We start from the raw sequence: 18,212 nt of genomic DNA, 5'->3' as shown, positions 1-18,212 counted from the left end.
AGCGCGCTGTAATACCCTTACTTATCTCAGTGGCTAGGGTTATTATGAACTGCGTACTAAATTCACACGTTGAGCAACATTTATCTGCCTATGATGAGGTGGTTGATGTTTTACAAACCTTAATTCGATTTAAATCTGTCACACCCGCACAAGCAGGAGCGATTGATTGGTTAGCAAAAAAATTAACCACGGTTGGTTTTGAGTGTGATGTGTTTAGCGATAATCAAGTAACGAATCTAATCGCTAAAGTCTCATTTGGTGATGGACCCGTAGTGGCTTTCTCAGGGCATATTGATGTTGTTCCTGCTGCACAGGGGGATTGGAAAGTTGATGCGTTTTCGGGTGACATTGTTGATGGCGCTGTGTATGGACGCGGCGCCGCAGATATGAAAGGCGGTGTAGCTGCCATGTTATGTGCAACACAGGCGCTGCTGCAGCAACGCAAAAATGTGCGAGGAACCTTTTATTGGTTGATCACCTCAGATGAAGAAGGCGAAGCCGAGTATGGTTCTCTTTTAATTGCACAGAAACTGGCTCAACAAGGCATCATACTAGATGGGTGCCTCGTGGGTGAGCCAACCAGTCATTTGCATGTTGGTGATACGATTAAAAATGGTCGCCGCGGAGCGCTCTCTGCACGTTTATTTATAAAAGGGAAAGCGGGGCATGTTGCTTATCCAGAGAACACCGTGAATGCGGCACATATTAGCGCAGAGGTCGTAAAGCGACTCATCGCCATTAACTGGTTTAAAGATGAACCAAGCTCAGAAACGACATTACAAGTAACCGGTATTAATATTGCCAATGTGGTCGATAATCTTGTGCCTGCACAGTGTGAATTAACGTTTAATGTACGTTACAGCCATGGCTATAAAAGTACCGATATAAAAAATGAAATTCAGGCTGCCTTGGCTGATCTTTCGCAGCACTTACAGGTACAGTGGGAGCGCCCATGTGAGTCTTATTACACACCCCATAAATCAGGCGGCTGTTTGCTCAAACAGGTTGAGCAGGCGATACATCAAGTAACAGGCACATTTCCAGTCTTAAGTACTCACGGTGGTACATCAGATGGCCGTTTTTTTGCGAGTGAGCATACGCAAGTAATTGAATGTGGTGTGCGAAACCACACTATTCATCAGGTGAATGAACATGTTCCTGTGGCTGACTTACTACTCATTGAAAAAATTTACAGCGAGCTGTTGGTTAATATCTTTAGCAATGTTAACACCTAAAAAGCATAGATAATCGGCCGATTGGCCGATATCCACTGTGTGTTTTAGCGAGACTCGCCCAAATAGCGTTTAGCTTTACTGGCCTTTACTTTATTAAGATCAACCAGTACAAGACCATCGATACAATTATTAAACTCAGGATCGATACTAAAGCTGAGAAATTGTACGCCGCCGGGTTCGCATAATTCGGTATATTGTTTAAACAAAGTGGGGACTTGGGCGCCAATATTAGCCAGAATATGCTTCAGCTCTACAAAATCTTCTTTAATATCACTCCCTGAAAATAACTGAGTACATTGTTCACGCTGTTGTTCAGTATGACGAAATTCATTGTTGGGTATCGCTAATGTTTGCTGCGCACCGTAGTAATGCTGATAGTAATGAACGAGTAAAGATTTTGCTTGTTCGGGTAAGGCATTTGATACACTAACAGCACCAAATAAATAGCGATATTGCGGATACCGATTTACAAATGCACCAATACCAAACCATAAGTAATCGAGGCTTTTTCTGCCCCAATATTTGGGTTGTACAAAACTGCGACCCAGCTCAATACCTTGTTCGAAATATGGCGCCATTTCGTCGCTGTAACTAAATAAGCTATCGGTATACAGTCCCTTTTGGCCATGTTTTTCTATAATTTCTTTTGCACACGCAAGACGATATGCACCGACTAGTTCCAGTTGTTTTGCATCCCACAGTACGAGGTGCTGATAATCCATATCGTATTTATCAATATCACGTCGCTTACCACTGCCTTCACCGACAGCACGAAAGGCTATTTCGCGTAAACGACCGAGTTCACGAAAAATCGGAGAGCTACCGCTATATTGATAAAGATAAATTTTCATTCCGTCTGATGTTTCACCGAGCAGTTCGCACTGTTCAATGGCTTTCTTTAAATCCTTAGTGGCCTCTGGGCTTGCGATTGGCGTTTGTGTTTTTAAAGGTAATGGCTTTTTAGTGACCAGGCGATAAAGCTGCTTTCTGATCAATTGCGCAATTTCTTTATCTTTTAAATTCTCAATTAAATATGACTCAGGCGGTATTGATGCACCAATTTCAAACTCTAACGATTTTTGTCGTTGTTTAAACATTTCTTTGACCAATAACAAGCTTGCTAATGGTTTGTAGATCATCGAAGTGCCATAAAATAGTGGGCTGTTTTTGGCTTTAATATAAATTGGCAAGATCGGCGCGTTGGCTTTTTTTGCCATGCGTAAAAAGCCGCTGTTCCACTTACAATCTTTGATACCTGTAGGGCTTAGTCGTGACACTTCACCAGCCGGAAATATTAATAATGCGCCTTCTGATTTTAAATGCTGTTGAATATTGGCCAGCTCTTTCTTTTTACTTGTCCCCGATAAGTTGTCGACGGGTAATAACAATGAGTGCATTGGCGTGATTGACATCAGCATGCGGTTAGCAACGACTTTAAGGTCGGGTCTAATGCTGGATAGCACTTTGATTAATGCTAATGCATCGAGCGAGCCAATTGGGTGGTTCGCAACAATAACAACATGGCCCTCACTGGGGATGTGTTCCATTTGTTTTGGTTTGTAACGTGTATCAAAGTCAAGTTCATCGAGTACTTGCTCAACAAACTCGAGTCCCTGTAAGTGAGGGTAGGCATCGCCAAAGGCAACAAACTCTTGTTCATGTAATAAATAGCCTAACCCCTTTTTTACCAACCCTTTTACTTTTGGTGAATTTTCTAACTGTGGTAAATTTGCTTCTATTACTTTATCAACACTGATCATACACACCTCAATCTTAAACGCATCTAGCGATATAAGTAGGGTAAAAGCTCGCTGTGACAGTTAAGTTGCAGTTGTGTGACTTTTTAAAGAGCGCTAACGATAAGCGGAGAACAAAATGATTTTACTTGTGGCAATCACTGGCCGAGATTGCAGTCAATTAATTGAACGATTACGTACTTTATTACCCGAAGTGGAAGTACAGTTGTGGTCAGAATGTACAGATTATAGCGCCGTTGAATTTGTATTGGCGTGGAATGCGCCTGCAGACTTATGGGCTAAACTCCCTAATTTAAAAGCTGTGTCGTCGTTTGGTGCAGGCGTAGACAGCATTGACTTAACGGCGATTGCACCCTCTGTTCCTGTGGTACGTATTGTCGACGAGACCCTTGCCAGCGATATGGCTGAATATGTGTTGACCCATGTATTAGCGCAAAAATTAAGATTGAAAGAATATTTTTTAAAACAATCACAAGGAGCATGGAAACCCAAACGAGCCTATGCACATCAGCATGTGGGTATTTTAGGCTATGGTGAGCTTGGAAAGGCATGTGCCAAACGTTTGGTGGCGAATGGTTTTACGGTAAGTGCATGGTCAAATAGCGAAAAACAAGAACAACAGGTTACTTGTTACCATACAGAAAATGGCTTGAATACAATGCTAAAACAGGTTGACTACTTGGTGTGTTTGTTGCCTCTTAATCAACATACTACAGGCATTATTGATGCTGCATTATTAAGTAAGCTGCAAAATCATGCGGTGCTCATTAATGTTGCCCGTGGTAAGCATGTCGTTGACGCCGACTTGCTGGCGGCTTTAGATAACAATTCCTTACGTGGCGCAACGCTTGATGTGTTCGCTGAAGAGCCTTTACCTGAAGGGCACCCATTTTGGTCTCATGATAAAATTACACTCACTCCTCATTGTGCTGCTTTATCGGATATAAACACGGTAACTGAACAAATTGCAGGTAATGTAAAAAGATTGCTAAATGGGGAAAGGTTAGTAAATCTGGTTGATAGAACAAAAGGTTATTGACATCTAATAAATTATTTTATTAAACAGCTTGTTAACATCTGTAACTTTGCTATGCTGTTGGTGGACAATAAACCAACAACAATAATAATAAGAGGTGTTATGAAATCTAATCAAGGTGGGGCAAAACTTAGCTTAGTGGTGGTGTCTGTAATCGTATTAGGTATATCTGCATGGTTTAATCAAGCCAATGCTGCAGGTGTTGACGTACCAGAAATTGTACAAAGTCAATCATAACGTTTTAAGAGGTGCTTCGCAAAGTGAGCGTTGCACCTGATTACATCTAAATTATGTTATTAACTTCTCTTAGAATGGCGCTCTCTATTCTCGTGCTTTTTCTCATCTGACTTTTTGATCATTACATAGGTAGCACCGTTGCCACCATGCTGCTTAAGTGCGCTGTGAAACGCAAGTACAGCGGGTATTTCTTGTAGCCACTTATTGGTGTAGCTTTTTAAGATACCCGGTTTCGATTTATTTTTAATACCAATTCCATGGCGAATTAACACCACGCGAATATTGCGCAGGTGACAATCATTAATAAAATTGAATAAGGTGCTACGGGCATGTTGGAGTGCCTGTCCATGCAAATCTAGGGTTGCATCAAGCTGATATTTCGCTAAGCGAAGATTTTTATAAACTTGGGCTTGAACGCCATCTTTCTTGAACGCTAAAACAGCGTGTGGATCAAGTAATTCAACGAACTCACTGCGAAGGTAGTTTTCATCGATTGCGAGATCAGACTCAGCGGCTTTACGTTTTTCTTGTTGTGACAGAGAAGGGCCTTGCTTGGTGGTATCGAGTTTTACAGTATCGTGCTTGAGAGGCTTTACATCTTCCATAGAAGAGAGAAATAAGTCGAAGTCGTTTAATGACATAAGGCACCTCTAAAATATCTTTATACGGAATATATGGTATCTCAGTTCAGTCATATTGTAAGTAAAAAAAAAGCCCAAACATAGCGATGTTTGGGCGTAAAGGATGATAGAAGCGTTAAATGTTCTATCAAATAATCTTGGGAGAAGATTAACCTTGATTAATATTCAATTGGCCAAAAGTGTAGACCTTGAATAAATAAAATGTGTTGATCAACACTAAGCTCATATTTGAGATCACACTTGATGACATCAGATCTAAACTAAACGATAAAAATAATAAACTACACGCGCTAATAGCAGCAAAACGCAATAAGGTTAACTGATTAATAAAAAAAGCACCTAATCCTAGTGCAAGTAACGTAAAGTTTAAAAGCCAATCTAGCTCGTTTAGCATGGTCGTATCTAATAGTGTCTGTGTTGAAAAAGGAGCGCCATTATGGTGATCTTTTACACAGCTTTCAACCAAGTAATTTTTTATTTTCAGATTAGATTTTTTAATCCATTATTAGCTTTTTCATTGCCGCAAAAAAACCGCTTTGCTCTGTTACACGGTATTTTTGGCAACTCGCAGGGTCGCGTTTATCTTGGCATAAGTAAATCACATTACGGCTAAGGTCTGCGCGGGGTATAAGGGTTGAGTCAAAGAGGTTTGCCCCGAAGCCAAAAACACCTGGCCAATACACGCTTTGAGATACCATCCCTAGTTTTTCATATGTAATGAGAACGGGCTTGGGCGTAATTAGCATAATTAATACAACAGCGGCAATTGCATACCAACGGCTTGCACTTTTTTTAACCGGTTCGGAGGCGCCAGCCTGCTGCACCGTTTGGGGGGAGACACGTTGCGGGTTTGCAGGTCGTCGTTTTGTTGTCGATGTTGGTTTTTTTCGTGCTGGTGTTTTACCTAACAGCGATTGTTTTTTTATTTTATTAGACATAAAGCTTATCTGGCCTTTTATACATAGCTCTCTATAATGAGATTATAACGAAGTTTTTGATATAATAGTCAAATTCAGATCATATAACACTGATTGTCTTATTGCGTCACAGAGTTACATTCAATTAGTGTGAACCTTTATTGCTTAAGAGGAATAGTATGGATACGCAGCTTTCAATTCTTATCGTTGACGATGTGGGAACAGTTCGTAGTTTTTTAAATCAAACGCTCATGCACTTGGGGATTGATGACGTGCGTGAGGCTTCAACGGCTGCGCAATGTTTAAGTGAATGTAAAGAGAAAGAGTTTAATATCATTTTTTTAGATATTGAATTGCCAGATGGCGATGGTAAAGAAATTATTTCTCATATTAACGACATTTCACCAGAGGCGAATGTGGTGATGGTGTCAGCCCATTCAACAGTTGAAAATGTGAAAGATGCAATTGATAAAGGCGCTAAAGGGTTTGTTGTTAAGCCGTTTACACCGAAGAAAATTGCGGCAATGTTGAAAAAGTTCTACCCAGAGCTGGAAATTGTGTAACGTCAAATTTCAGGCAAAAAAAAACCGGCAAAAGCCGGTTTTTTTATATCTTTCAAAAACAAATTATAGCGCTTTGATTTTAGCTGCTAAACGGCTCTTATGACGAGCTGCTTTGTTTTTGTGGATTAGACCTTTAGTTGCGTAACGGTCTAGGATAGGTGTTGCAACAGCAAATGCTGCTTGTGCAGCTTCTTTGTCGCCCGCTTCAATTGCAGCAACTACTTTTTTGAAGTAAGTGCGCATCATTGAACGACGGCTTGCGTTATGTTGACGATTTTTTTCGCTCGTGATAGCGCGTTTTTTTGCAGACTTGATGTTAGCCAAGGTTTGCTCCTAACAATCTTAAAATAAGCTTAATTTAAAGGCCGTGGAATATGCCTGTTTTTATCATGAATGTCAATGAATTTTTGACAGCTCAAGAAAAACTGCTCCTTATAACGAACATCAATTTGCCGCTTTAGCAGTTAATATCGCTATTGTAACAAAGCGTCGTGTCCGAGCCTAGTGCTTTAGAGATATTTTAGGCATAATCGCCCATCTTAAAGGTTTTTTGATAATAGGTTTAAGGTGGCAAAAGGATTATTTCGTTCCGGGATGATTGTCAGTGCGATGACGATGATTTCGCGTATTTTAGGGTTAGTTCGCGATGCGGTTGTTGCTAACTTGCTGGGTGCAAGTGCGGCAGCTGATGTGTTTTTATTTGCTAATAGAATCCCTAACTTTTTACGACGTCTATTTGCCGAAGGCGCATTTGCACAGGCATTTGTGCCCGTATTGTCTGAAATAAAAGAGCAGCAAGGTGACGACAAGGTTAGACTCTTTGTCGCGCAGGCTGCGGGCACTTTGGGCACAATTTTGCTGATCGTCACTTTATTTGGTGTGATTGCCTCGCCAGTGATTGCTGCTTTATTTGGTACTGGCTGGTTTATTGATTGGTGGCAAGGGGGAGAGGATGCCGCTAAGTTCGAATTAGCGAGTGCGTTATTAAAGCTCACGTTTCCGTACTTGTTTTTTGTGAGTCTTGTTGCTCTTAGTGGCGCAGTAATGAATGTGTATAACCGCTTTGCCGTGGCCGCATTTACCCCTGTTTTATTGAATATTTCAATTATTGCCTGTGCTATTTTTCTGCATGATAAATTTGCAGTAGGTGCTTATGCATTAGCAATAGGGGTGTTCATTGGTGGCTTGGTGCAACTGATTTTTCAGCTGCCATTTTTGTATCGAGCGGGCATGTTGAGCCGACCTAAGTGGGGGTGGCAAGACGAAAATGTCGTGAAAGTACGAAAGTTGATGTTACCGGCCTTGTTTGGTGTATCGATTAGTCAAATTAATTTATTGCTCGATACCATGATTGCCTCAATGCTTATGACAGGCTCCATTGCCTGGCTTTACTATTCAGACAGATTGATAGAGTTCCCCCTTGGGTTATTCGGTATTGGTATTGCAACAGTGATTTTACCGGCACTGTCTAAATTACATAGTACGAAAAGCACACTTGATTTTCAGCATACGCTTGATTGGGGAGTGCGATTTGTTATTTTCTTAGGTTTACCAGCCATGTTTGGTTTAATGGTGATAAGCCCGTTGATCATCACGGTGCTTTTTGACCATGGTGCGTTTCAAGACGGTGAAATTGATCACGTTCAAGCGGTTAGTTATGGCGTGATGGCGTACTCGGTAGGGTTAGTCAGTTTTATGTTAATCAAGGTGTTAGCGCCTGGTTTTTACTCGCGACAAGACACTAAAACCCCCGTGAAAATAGGCATAAAAACCTTGGTTCTAAACATGGTATTTAACATCATGTTAGCGCCTTTTATTGGTTATTTAGGGTTAGCTTTAGCCACGTCTATGTCGGCCAGCTGTAACGCGTTTTTACTTTATCGGCAGTTACGCAAAGAAGGGGTTTATCAGTTTTCTTCAATGAGCGTCGGTTTTACATTTAAGTGTTTGTTTTCGAGTATTTTGATGGCGACTGCGGTATGGTATGCAGGTCAGCACTTTGCATGGCGAAGCTGGCACTTTAGTGAACAAGTTATGTTGTTGGCAGGGCTGCTTGTGTTGGCTGTATTGGTATACTTTGTTGTGCTCTTTATTTTAGGAATACGACTAAATACGATAAAAAGTGTTGCAACTACTGAATCTAACTAAAAAAAAGATTATAATCGGCGCTTCAAGCCCGATGAACATGTTTTGGGCGTGCTGACAAAGGCAAATAGGTGGCATGGAGTTAATTAGAGGTATTCATAATATTCGCGCACAACACTATGGTTGCGTGTTAACGATTGGGAACTTTGATGGTGTGCATTTAGGCCATGCTGAAGTGATTAAAGGCTTGCTACTTGATGCGCAAAAACATCAGTTACCCAGCACTGTTATGTTATTTGAGCCTCAGCCACAAGAGTTTTTTGCTAAAGATAACGCACCCGCTCGATTGACACGTTTGCGTGATAAGCTTCGATTGTTAGCAGAGCTGGGTGTTGAACGCGTAATTTGTATTAGTTTTAATCAGCAGTTTGCTAACATGGAAGCAGAGCAGTTTGTTAACGAAGTCTTGGTTGATAAGCTCGGCGTGAAAGCGCTCACTGTCGGTGATGATTTTTGTTTTGGAAAACGTCGCAGTGGTGACTTTGCGTTGCTAAAAAATATGGGTGCAGCGCTGAATATAGATGTTAAAAGTACGGCCAGCTTTCGTCGTCTTAATGACAGAGTAAGTAGCACACTAATCCGCCATGCGCTAGCAGCAGGGCAATTAGAAGAGGCTAAAACGATGCTGGGTCATGGGTATGCGATTTCTGGACGTGTTATTCACGGTTGGGCAAAAGGCCGTGAGCTTGGTTTTAGAACGGCAAATATTGCCTTGAAACGTCAAGTATGCCCAGTAAATGGCGTATTTGCGGTGAAAGCGACCGTTGGCAATGAACAGCTGTTTGGGGTTGCAAATATTGGCAACAAACCCACATTTAACGGGACACGCGCATTATTAGAAGTTCACCTTTTTAACTTTGCGCAGGACATTTACGGACAATTTATGCATGTGGAGCTTGTAAAAAAGCTTCGCGATGAGAAAAAATTCGAGACATTAACACAACTGACGGCGCAGATTGCAGATGATGTAACCGCCGCTAAGCAGTGTTTTGGTTTAAATTAGGTAGCCGATACGGAAAGTAGGATTAATGAGCGACTACAAACATACTTTGAATTTACCGGAAACAGCGTTTCCAATGCGCGGCAATTTGGCACAACGTGAACCAACTATGCTTAAAACATGGTATGAAGACGATCTATATGGTCAAATTCGCAGCGCTAAAAAAGGTAAAAAAACCTTCATTTTGCATGACGGCCCTCCGTATGCAAACGGTGACATCCATTTAGGCCACTCTGTAAACAAAATTCTTAAAGACATTATTGTTAAGTCAAAAACCTTGTCTGACTTTGATGCGCCTTATGTGCCTGGTTGGGACTGCCATGGTCTACCTATTGAATTAATGGTTGAAAAGAAAGTTGGCAAGCCTGGCGTTAAAGTGTCAGCGGCTGAGTTTCGTGAAAAATGTCGCGAATATGCTAAAAAGCAAGTTGAAGGTCAAAAAACAGACTTTAAACGCTTAGGGGTATTTGGTGATTGGGACAAGCCTTACCTGACCATGAACTTTGACTTTGAAGCGAATGCAATCCGTGTATTAGGCCGTATTATTAAAAATGGTCATTTACACAAAGGTGCTAAACCGGTTCATTGGTGTACAGATTGTGGTTCAGCGCTTGCTGAAGCAGAAGTTGAGTACCAAGACAAACAATCACCTGCTATCGACGTACGCTTTGAGTTTGCAGATCAAGATGCCGTTATTAACGCATTTGAACTTGCCGATGGTCATCAAGGTACAGGCGCTGTAAGCACTGTTATCTGGACAACCACACCGTGGACACTTCCTGCCAACCGCGCAGTGGCTGTTCATGAAAAGCTTGAGTATGCATTAGTTCAAGTTGATGACGAGGGCGCGCAACAGCGTTTGATCTTAGGCTCTGAACTCGTTAAAGATGCGATGGATCGTTACGGTTTCAATCATTACCATGTACTGGGTTATGTTAAAGGTGCTGCCTTAGAAAACTTACACGTTGCTCACCCTTTTTATGACTTCACAGTGCCTGTGATTGTTGCTGAACACGTAACGACAGATTCGGGTACGGGGGTTGTTCACACTGCACCTGGTCATGGTCAAGAAGATTTCGCGGCTGGTCTTGCATATGGTTTAGAAGTAGCAAACCCGGTGGGTGCAAATGGTGTTTATTTACCTGATACGCCACTGTTTGCAGGTCAACATGTATTTAAAGCCAACGCGAGTGTTATTGATGTATTAACAGAAAATAACGCGCTGTTGCATCATCATGCACTCAATCATAGTTACCCACATTGCTGGCGTCATAAAACGCCAATCATCTTCCGTGCTACACCACAATGGTTTGTAAGCATGGATCAAGCGAACCTTCGTCAAGATTCATTGAATGAAATCAAAAAGACAGAGTGGTTACCTGAGTGGGGTGAAAGCCGCATTGCGAACATGGTTGAAGGCCGACCTGATTGGTGTATTTCACGTCAGCGTACATGGGGTGTACCTATTGCATTGTTCGTTGATAAAGACACAGGGGCGTTACACCCGAATACGCAAGCATTAATCGAAGAAGCGGCTAAGCTAGTTGAAAAATCAGGTATTCAAGCGTGGTACGATTTAGACCCTGCAACATTACTTGGTGATGACGCTGATCAGTACATGAAAGTGCAAGATACTTTAGATGTTTGGTTTGATTCAGGTGTGACTCACGCGTGTGTTGTTGATGCGCGTGAAGACTTGACGGGCCCAGCAGATCTTTACCTTGAAGGGTCTGACCAACATCGTGGTTGGTTTATGTCGTCAATGATGACATCGGTTGCAATTAATGGCCATGCACCTTACAAGCAAGTGTTAACGCACGGCTTCACCGTTGATGAAAACGGCCGTAAGATGTCTAAGTCACTGGGTAACGTTATTTCACCACAAAATGTGATGAACAAACTAGGTGCTGATATTTTACGCCTATGGGTTGCATCAACAGACTTTACTGCAGAGATGACGGTTTCGGATGAAATCTTCAAGCGCTCGGCAGATCGTTACCGTCGTATCCGTAACACGAGCCGTTACTTACTTGCTAACTTAAATGGTTTTGATCCAAAAACAGATCACGTTGCTATCGACGATATGGTTGAACTAGACCGCTGGATTGTTGGTCGTGCTGCCGAGTTACAAGATGAAATTTTAGCTGCTTACGACAAGTACCAAATGTTACTTGTAACGCAAAAATTAATGAATTTCTGTACGGGTGAGCTTGGTTCATTCTACTTAGATGTAATCAAAGACCGTCAATACACAGCGAAAAGCGATAGCCATGCACGCCGCTCATGTCAAACAGCGCTTTATCACATTGCAGAAGCAATGACGCGTTGGATGGCACCAATCTTAAGCTTCACTGCACAAGAGATTTGGGAAGCATTACCGGGCGAGCGTGATAAATTTGTATTCACATCAGTGTGGTACGATGGCCTTAAAGCCTCTACGCAAGGTAAGTTCAGTAACGATGATTGGCTCACAATTCTAAATGTACGTGATGAAGTGAACCGCGTATTAGAAGCGGCGCGTAAAGAAGACATTATTGGTGCGACTTTACAAGCAAATGTCAGTATTTATGCAACTGAAGCGTTAAGTTCAAAACTTGCCGCATTAGGTGATGAATTACGCTTTGTATTATTAACTTCTGGTGTCACTGTTGAAACGGTTACTGAACAACCACAAGGTAGCCAAGCAACTGAAATTGATGGCTTGTTCATCAACGTTACAGCAACAACGGCAGAAAAATGTGAACGTTGTTGGCATTACTGTGATGATGTAGGTGCTGAGCCTGCTCATCCTGAAATCTGTGGCCGTTGTGTTAGCAATGTTGATGGCGACGGTGAACAACGTCAGTTCGCATAGGAGTTGTTTGTGAGCAAACTAGCCGGAAAAAGTGGCTTAGTATGGTTATGGCTGAGTCTACTACTTTTAGTAGTAGACCATGCGACAAAAACACTTGTTGTAAATACCATGACCTACAAAGAATCTATTGAAATTTTGCCATTCTTTAATTTTACCTATGTGCATAACTATGGTGCTGCCTTCAGCTTTTTAAGTGATGCTGGTGGTTGGCAACGCTGGTTTTTAAGCTTAATTGCTGTGGTTATTAGTGTGCTTTTAACATGGTGGTTAAAACGTTTACCTGCCAGTAATAAGGTGTTGTGCTCTGCGTATGCACTTGTACTTGCGGGTGCGATTGGTAATTTATACGATCGTATTGTCTATGGTTATGTAATAGACTTTTTGCATGTGTATTATGAAAATTGGCACTTCCCAGCGTTCAATATTGCCGACAGTGCAATTTGTATCGGTGCAGCATTACTTTTATACGATGCCTTTACAGGCGAAAGTCCTAAGGAGCAAAAAGCATGAGCCAAGCAGTAATTGGTGAAAAGTCTGAAGTGATCTTTCATTTCTCAATTAAATTAGAAGATGGCTCAGCAGCTGATTCGACGAAGGTGCACAATAAGCCTGCAAAATTAAGAATGGGCGATGGTAGTCTAACCGCCAACTTTGAAAAGTGTTTGTTAGGCCTAGCCGCAGGCGAGAGTAAGTCATTTGAACTTGAACCTGAAGATGCCTTTGGGCAACCAAACCCAGATAATATTTACTATGTAGACCGCAGTAAGTTTGGCGCTGACACTCCAGCTGAGGTGGGGAACATTATTGCCTTCACTCAACCTGATGGCACTGAATTACCAGGACTTGTCCGTGAGGTACAAGGTGAGTCTGTAACGATTGATTTCAATCATCCACTTGCTGGCCAGCGTTTAACCTTTGAAGTCGATATTTTAGAGGTAACAGGGTAATGGATATTTTATTAGCTAACCCACGTGGTTTTTGTGCAGGTGTTGACCGCGCAATCAGTATCGTTGAGCGAGCACTAGATATCTTTGAAAAGCCTATTTATGTGCGACACGAAGTGGTGCATAACCGCTATGTAGTAGACGGTCTTAAAAACCGCGGTGCTGTATTCGTTGAAGAACTTGATCAAGTTCCTGATGACAGCATTGTTATTTTTAGTGCTCACGGTGTATCTCAAGCGGTACGTAGTGAGGCTAAGCGTCGTGAATTAAAAGTTTTCGATGCAACCTGTCCGCTAGTTACCAAAGTACATATGGAAGTAACGCGCGCGAGCCGTAAAGGCATCGAGTGCATTTTAATAGGTCATCATGGTCACCCTGAAGTAGAAGGCACCATGGGGCAATATAATAACGAAGCAGGGGGGATCTACTTAGTAGAAACACCGGAAGATGTTGCAAATCTGACGGTTAAAAATCCTGACAATTTATTTTATTGTAGTCAAACAACCTTGTCGGTTGATGACACTGCCGATGTTATTGATGCTTTACGTACAAAGTTTCCTGCAATTGATGGTCCGCGTAAAGATGATATATGTTATGCGACACAAAACCGTCAAGATGCGGTGCGTGACTTAGCAGATAAAGTTGATGTGTTACTGGTTGTGGGAGCTAAGAATAGCTCAAACTCAAATCGTTTACGTGAACTTGCAGATAAAATGGGCACTAAAGCGTATTTAATTGATGATGCAAGTAACGTTGAAGCTGATTGGTTTAACAACGTCAATGCCGTAGGGGTTACTGCGGGCGCATCTGCACCAGAAGTGTTAGTGCAGCAAGTAATTACTCGTCTAAAAGAATTGGGTGGAAACCAAGTTGTTGAAAACCCTGGCGAAGAAGAGAATATAGTATTTGCCGTTCCTGTTGAGCTACGCTAATCTAAACGAGTAGTTAACAACAGATACTAGGAGAGCCCATGAGCACACAGCCAAATCAAAACGGCTTGTTGATTGCGGCTCTTTTTCAATCCCGAGGTGTACTTGCTACACTCGTGGTAAGTCAAGTTATTGCTATTTTACTAGCGTTTGCCCCTGCAAGCGAAGGCGATGTGTGGCTTCGTCTTGCCATTTTCAGTTTCTTTTTGCACTTAATCTTTCTGACAAGTGTGGCTGCACTGTATATTTTCAGAAAATACTTGGCACGCCGTTCTAATAATTTCCAACTACTTATCCTGACTATTTCATTATTACTATCAACGTGTTTTTACAGTGTGGCCGTATTATTTCTCTCTGCAGATATTTATTATATTGAATCAGCGGGCTATTTTATCGCGAGTAATGTACTCATAATCTTTTTAGTGGCGGCATTATTTAGTCAATTTGTTGTTATACAAAACCAAAAAGAGCTACAAACCAAAGCATTAGCGCATGCTGAGTTAGATGCGTTACAAGCACGTATTCGTCCACACTTTTTATTCAATAGCTTGAACACAGCTGCCGAGCTAACGCATTATGATGCCGAAGCCGCCGAGCAAGCCATTTTGGCTTTAGCTGCGTTGTCACAAGCTGCAATGAAAAGCGGTAAAGCGATTTCTTTGCAAGACGAGCTGATATTATGTGAGCAATATATTGCTCTTGAGCGTTGGCGTTATGGCGAGCGATTAACGGTTAATTGGCAGATGCCAGCGTGCGTCCCAGACGTTGAAATTCCGTGTCTAACGATACAGCCTATTATTGAGAACGCGGTGTATTATGGCCTTGAACCGGCTTCTGAGAGCACAAAAATTACCATAGAGATGCATATAACCGATAAAAGCTATACGTTTATTATTATTAATCCTGTGGTTGAAAATGCAGAGCAGCGCCGCGCTGGTAATGGCATGGCACTTGAAAACATTCGCCAAAGGTTGGCGCTTTTTTATCACTATCGTGCCAAGTTAACCACCACACATCGCGATAGTGAGTTTAGAGCTAAACTTGTTATTCCAAGGCAGGAAATTACATGATCAATGTTTTGATTGTTGACGATGAACCGCTGGCTCGGGCACGTGTTAGGCGTTTATTAACCATGCATCCTAACTACCATGTTGTTGGCGATGCAGACAATGGTGAGCAGGCGGTAACGCTGTGTAAAGAGTTGCAACCGGATATCGTGTTATTAGATATTAATATGCCAAAATTAAGTGGCTTAGAGGTCGCAAAGGCATTAAAGTTGCTTGCTATACCTCCGGCTGTGGTGTTTTTAACTGCCCATTCTGAACATGCTCTAGAAGCATTTGAGTTAGCGGTAGATGGCTATTTAGTAAAACCTGTGACCGAGCAAGCACTTACAAAAACCTTACTGCAACTTAGCAAACTAAATCGTACACAAGTCAATAGGCCTGTTCATTCACATATCACCTATCAGTTAGCGGGGGCTATGCGCCGAGTCAATATCGACGATGTGCTGTGCTGTGTTGCAGAGCAAAAATATACGCGACTAATTTTTGTTGGCGGTGAAGCTATTATCGAGCATAGCTTGAAACAGCTTGAAAGTACGTACTCACAACAATTATTGCGTATTCATCGTAATACCTTGGTTAATAAGCTGCATATACAGAGCCTTCATTGCTCTGTGTCAAGTGGTCATCATTTGATAATGCGACATTATGATGAACCTCTCACCATTAGCCGCCGAGCACTTAAAACCGTAAAACAAGCGATGGGTGAATAGTTTTATCACACAGTTTTACGGTGCCAATTTTCGATGCTGTTTTAGTCGGTATGTTCGGACCGCTTATCAATTAATTTGACCGTTCATCTAAACCCTCATTGCTATTTATTATTGTCCTTTTATGCTTATTGTATGGAAATCTATGAGCTGATTTTAATATGACACGGCATTCACATGTTCAAGGCTTTACCTTAGTTGAAGTACTTATTGCTTTTGTGATTTTAAGCTTTGGGTTGTTAGGCGCTGTAGCGCTGCAGGCAAAAGCTAAGCAAGCTAGTTTTGATTCAATGCAGCGTGCTGCAGCGGTGGCGTTAGGAAACGATATTATTCAACGAATGCGAGCAAACGATTCCACAGGATTTACAGCCCTCTATAATGGCACTTTCACAAGTGACACTGCGTTAAATACCAATTTACAATGCTACAACGCAGCGTGTAATGCTCAGCAACTTGCAGCCCTTGATAAACAGCAATGGGTGCGGGCTATTCAAGCGCGTGAAAATACCGGGGCTTTAGATGATGCAACGGTGTGTATCAAGAGCACGCCTGTCGCAGCGGGTAATGCAAGTGAATTTAATATTAACGTGGTGATCAGTTGGCAAGGTCGACAAGCAATTAAAGCAAATGCAGGTACGTCGGCAATTGAATGCGGTGCAGCCAATGATAAGCGTCGTTTAATTGTGCTTGAAAGCTATATTTACTTAAGGTCTTGATATGAGAAAGCATGCAGGATTTACGTTAGTTGAAATGATGGTTGCGCTATTTATAGGCGGACTTGTTTTAGGTGGCGTTATGTTCACCTATATTAGTATGAAAGTGACCACGCGTGACACCATGACAATTGGTGAGTTACAAGAAACAGGCCGATTAGCGATTAATATTATGCAACGTGATATTGAGCAAATAGGCTTTTGGGGAACATTTTATGAAGACTCGTTTTCGCCAGCAAATACAGAGTCAACCGCTAATCCTACTCCCGATTGTTCTGAAGGGCTTAACAATGGTAGTTTCCCGGTTAAAACAGCAACGAGTAACTTTCGCTCAGTGTATGCAGTGTTAACCGCGACTGGTGATGCATTAGGCTGCATAAAAAACGCTAAAAAAAATACAGATGTTCTGCAGTTAAAGTTTCTTGAAGGTTTGCAAATTCGACCTGATGATACAGGTGCTGGCAGTTATTACTTTGTTGCCGAACAAGAAAGAGCTCAGTTTGTACAAGGGCCAATTGATGGTGCCTCACTTAATGTTAACGCGACTGTATGGCGTTATCGTCATCACGTTTATTACATTTCTGAGCAAAATTACACAATAAATGACCAACCTGTCACTGTGCCCGTTTTAATGCGCAGACGTTTAAAACCAGGCTCAGGCATGGTTACAGAAACGATAATGGAAGGGGTTGAGGACATGCACTTTGTATTTGGTCTCGATACAACCAATAATAGCCGTGTTGATACGTATAAAAGTATTAACCAAATGACGAATACTGATTGGGAAAACCGTCATGGCATCTTAACTGTGCAAGTTTTCCTATTAGTCAGAGCGCTTACCCCAGATGGCGATTTAAAAATTCAAAATCAAACGTATACCTTGGGTGAAGATGAAAGTAGTAGAGAGCTAACCTTTACTGATAATTACCGTCGAGCATTGTTTACCACGACTATTCGCTTAAATAATGTGGGAGCTAATTTATGGCGTATATAACGTTAGCAAAAAGACAACAAGGCGTTGTGTTAATTGTTGCTCTTATTATGGTTGTCGCGGTCACAGGCATTGCAGTTACTCTTATGAGTAGCAGTAGTATTGACATTAAAATCACCAATGCAGCACAAGAACGTGAAGCTGCAGAAAATGAGTTAATTGGCACGGTACAGCGCGTAATAGCCAACCAAGCTGCTGCAGGGGCAAATAGTGCCTTTTTTAAAAGAGCATCAGCAATACCTGGCGGAGTTCATGATTTAGGGAATATTGGCGATGCATCAAGTTCGATGGTTAATTTAAATAACGGCCCAAGTGATATTCCTTGTCCACGCAAGTTTAATTTTACAGCGGGTGTGTCATGCAACATGTTGCAAATAGATACATCAATTACCTATGGCTCTAAAAGTAATCACACACTCACAATCACAACGGGTGTTGCTCAAGAGATGGTAGGCCGTAACTCAGGCCGTTAACGG

20 protein-coding genes are annotated in these 18,212 nt (G+C 41.8%); 15 read left to right on the top strand and 5 right to left on the bottom strand.

Annotated elements, in window-relative coordinates; all coding sequences use genetic code 11:
* Window positions 1-44: 44 nt before the first annotated feature.
* A complete protein-coding gene (gene dapE, locus BWD47_RS07585) occupies window positions 45-1,235 on the top strand; it encodes a succinyl-diaminopimelate desuccinylase (RefSeq protein WP_075593738.1) in 1,191 nt (396 codons plus the stop codon).
* A gap of 44 nt (window positions 1,236-1,279) precedes the next feature.
* On the opposite strand, the gene BWD47_RS07580 is transcribed toward dapE, so the two are convergent.
* A complete protein-coding gene (locus tag BWD47_RS07580; RefSeq protein ID WP_075593737.1) occupies window positions 1,280-2,995 on the bottom strand; it encodes a lysophospholipid acyltransferase family protein in 1,716 nt (571 codons plus the stop codon).
* 115 nt (window positions 2,996-3,110) lie between these two features.
* On the opposite strand from BWD47_RS07580, the gene BWD47_RS07575 reads away from it, so the two are divergent.
* Together BWD47_RS07575 and BWD47_RS20245 are read left to right on the top strand one after the other, a co-directional pair.
* Complete coding sequence (locus tag BWD47_RS07575) at window positions 3,111-4,031, top strand: glyoxylate/hydroxypyruvate reductase A (RefSeq protein WP_075593736.1); 921 nt, start codon at window positions 3,111-3,113, stop codon at window positions 4,029-4,031.
* Between the two features lie 99 nt (window positions 4,032-4,130).
* The gene (locus BWD47_RS20245; RefSeq protein WP_036967016.1) at window positions 4,131-4,265 is read left to right on the top strand and encodes a hypothetical protein; all 135 of its coding nucleotides are present in this window, start codon (window positions 4,131-4,133) and stop codon (window positions 4,263-4,265) included.
* A 59-nt stretch (window positions 4,266-4,324) separates the two neighbouring features.
* Here BWD47_RS20245 and smrA read toward each other — a convergent pair whose 3' ends face one another.
* The 3 genes from smrA to BWD47_RS07560 form a co-directional block, all read right to left on the bottom strand.
* A complete protein-coding gene (smrA, locus tag BWD47_RS07570; RefSeq protein ID WP_036967020.1) occupies window positions 4,325-4,906 on the bottom strand; it encodes a DNA endonuclease SmrA in 582 nt (193 codons plus the stop codon).
* 148 nt (window positions 4,907-5,054) lie between these two features.
* Entirely contained in the window at window positions 5,055-5,300 is a 246-nt protein-coding gene (locus BWD47_RS07565) for a hypothetical protein (protein ID WP_036969134.1), read from the bottom strand.
* A gap of 100 nt (window positions 5,301-5,400) precedes the next feature.
* Entirely contained in the window at window positions 5,401-5,844 is a 444-nt protein-coding gene (locus BWD47_RS07560; protein WP_075593735.1) for a hypothetical protein, read from the bottom strand.
* Window positions 5,845-6,002: 158 nt separating this feature from the next.
* On the opposite strand from BWD47_RS07560, the gene BWD47_RS07555 reads away from it, so the two are divergent.
* Window positions 6,003-6,386 (top strand): response regulator, encoded by a 384-nt coding sequence (locus tag BWD47_RS07555; RefSeq protein WP_036967027.1) that lies wholly within the window; start codon window positions 6,003-6,005, stop codon window positions 6,384-6,386.
* A gap of 63 nt (window positions 6,387-6,449) precedes the next feature.
* Here BWD47_RS07555 and rpsT read toward each other — a convergent pair whose 3' ends face one another.
* Window positions 6,450-6,710, bottom strand: a complete 261-nt coding sequence (gene rpsT / locus BWD47_RS07550; RefSeq protein WP_036967030.1) for a 30S ribosomal protein S20 — start codon at window positions 6,708-6,710, stop codon at window positions 6,450-6,452.
* 285 nt (window positions 6,711-6,995) lie between these two features.
* Between rpsT and murJ the strand changes: the two genes are divergently transcribed.
* The 11 genes from murJ to BWD47_RS07495 all read left to right on the top strand — a co-directional run bounded on the left by murJ (window position 6,996) and on the right by BWD47_RS07495 (window position 18,209).
* Window positions 6,996-8,534 carry a murein biosynthesis integral membrane protein MurJ gene (gene murJ, locus BWD47_RS07545; protein ID WP_371915639.1) on the top strand — a complete coding sequence of 513 codons (1,539 nt, stop codon included), beginning with the start codon at window positions 6,996-6,998 and terminating at the stop codon, window positions 8,532-8,534.
* 73 nt (window positions 8,535-8,607) lie between these two features.
* Complete coding sequence (gene ribF / locus BWD47_RS07540; protein ID WP_065978564.1) at window positions 8,608-9,534, top strand: bifunctional riboflavin kinase/FAD synthetase; 927 nt, start codon at window positions 8,608-8,610, stop codon at window positions 9,532-9,534.
* Window positions 9,535-9,559: 25 nt separating this feature from the next.
* Window positions 9,560-12,385, top strand: a complete 2,826-nt coding sequence (gene ileS, locus BWD47_RS07535; RefSeq protein ID WP_075593733.1) for an isoleucine--tRNA ligase — start codon at window positions 9,560-9,562, stop codon at window positions 12,383-12,385.
* Between the two features lie 9 nt (window positions 12,386-12,394).
* Window positions 12,395-12,895 (top strand): signal peptidase II, encoded by a 501-nt coding sequence (gene lspA / locus BWD47_RS07530; RefSeq protein ID WP_036967038.1) that lies wholly within the window; start codon window positions 12,395-12,397, stop codon window positions 12,893-12,895.
* Window positions 12,892-13,332: an FKBP-type peptidyl-prolyl cis-trans isomerase gene (fkpB, locus tag BWD47_RS07525; RefSeq protein WP_036967041.1), complete on the top strand. Its 441-nt coding sequence runs from the start codon at window positions 12,892-12,894 to the stop codon at window positions 13,330-13,332. The genes lspA and fkpB overlap by 4 nt, the downstream gene beginning before the upstream one ends.
* Entirely contained in the window at window positions 13,332-14,261 is a 930-nt protein-coding gene (gene ispH, locus BWD47_RS07520) for a 4-hydroxy-3-methylbut-2-enyl diphosphate reductase (protein WP_036967044.1), read from the top strand. The genes fkpB and ispH overlap by 1 nt, the downstream gene beginning before the upstream one ends.
* A 38-nt stretch (window positions 14,262-14,299) precedes the next feature.
* The gene (locus BWD47_RS07515) at window positions 14,300-15,328 is read left to right on the top strand and encodes a sensor histidine kinase (RefSeq protein WP_075593732.1); all 1,029 of its coding nucleotides are present in this window, start codon (window positions 14,300-14,302) and stop codon (window positions 15,326-15,328) included.
* Complete coding sequence (locus tag BWD47_RS07510) at window positions 15,325-16,035, top strand: LytTR family DNA-binding domain-containing protein (protein ID WP_305954740.1); 711 nt, start codon at window positions 15,325-15,327, stop codon at window positions 16,033-16,035. Before BWD47_RS07515 ends, BWD47_RS07510 begins: the two co-directional genes overlap by 4 nt.
* 158 nt (window positions 16,036-16,193) lie before the next feature.
* On the top strand, window positions 16,194-16,748 hold the full coding sequence (gene pilV, locus BWD47_RS07505) for a type IV pilus modification protein PilV (RefSeq protein WP_075593731.1): 555 nt from the start codon (window positions 16,194-16,196) through the stop codon (window positions 16,746-16,748).
* Between the two features lies 1 nt (window position 16,749).
* Entirely contained in the window at window positions 16,750-17,739 is a 990-nt protein-coding gene (locus BWD47_RS07500) for a PilW family protein (protein ID WP_075593730.1), read from the top strand.
* Window positions 17,727-18,209 carry a type IV fimbrial biogenesis protein PilX gene (locus tag BWD47_RS07495; RefSeq protein ID WP_036967062.1) on the top strand — a complete coding sequence of 161 codons (483 nt, stop codon included), beginning with the start codon at window positions 17,727-17,729 and terminating at the stop codon, window positions 18,207-18,209. Before BWD47_RS07500 ends, BWD47_RS07495 begins: the two co-directional genes overlap by 13 nt.
* Window positions 18,210-18,212: the final 3 nt, after the last annotated feature.

Origin of the sequence: Pseudoalteromonas sp. PAB 2.2 (genome assembly GCF_001938575.1) — a bacterium.
GTDB classification, from domain to species: domain Bacteria; phylum Pseudomonadota; class Gammaproteobacteria; order Enterobacterales; family Alteromonadaceae; genus Pseudoalteromonas; species Pseudoalteromonas lipolytica.
The sequence above is the reverse complement of the archived record's forward strand: the minus strand, read 5'-3'. Positions and strand labels throughout refer to the sequence as shown.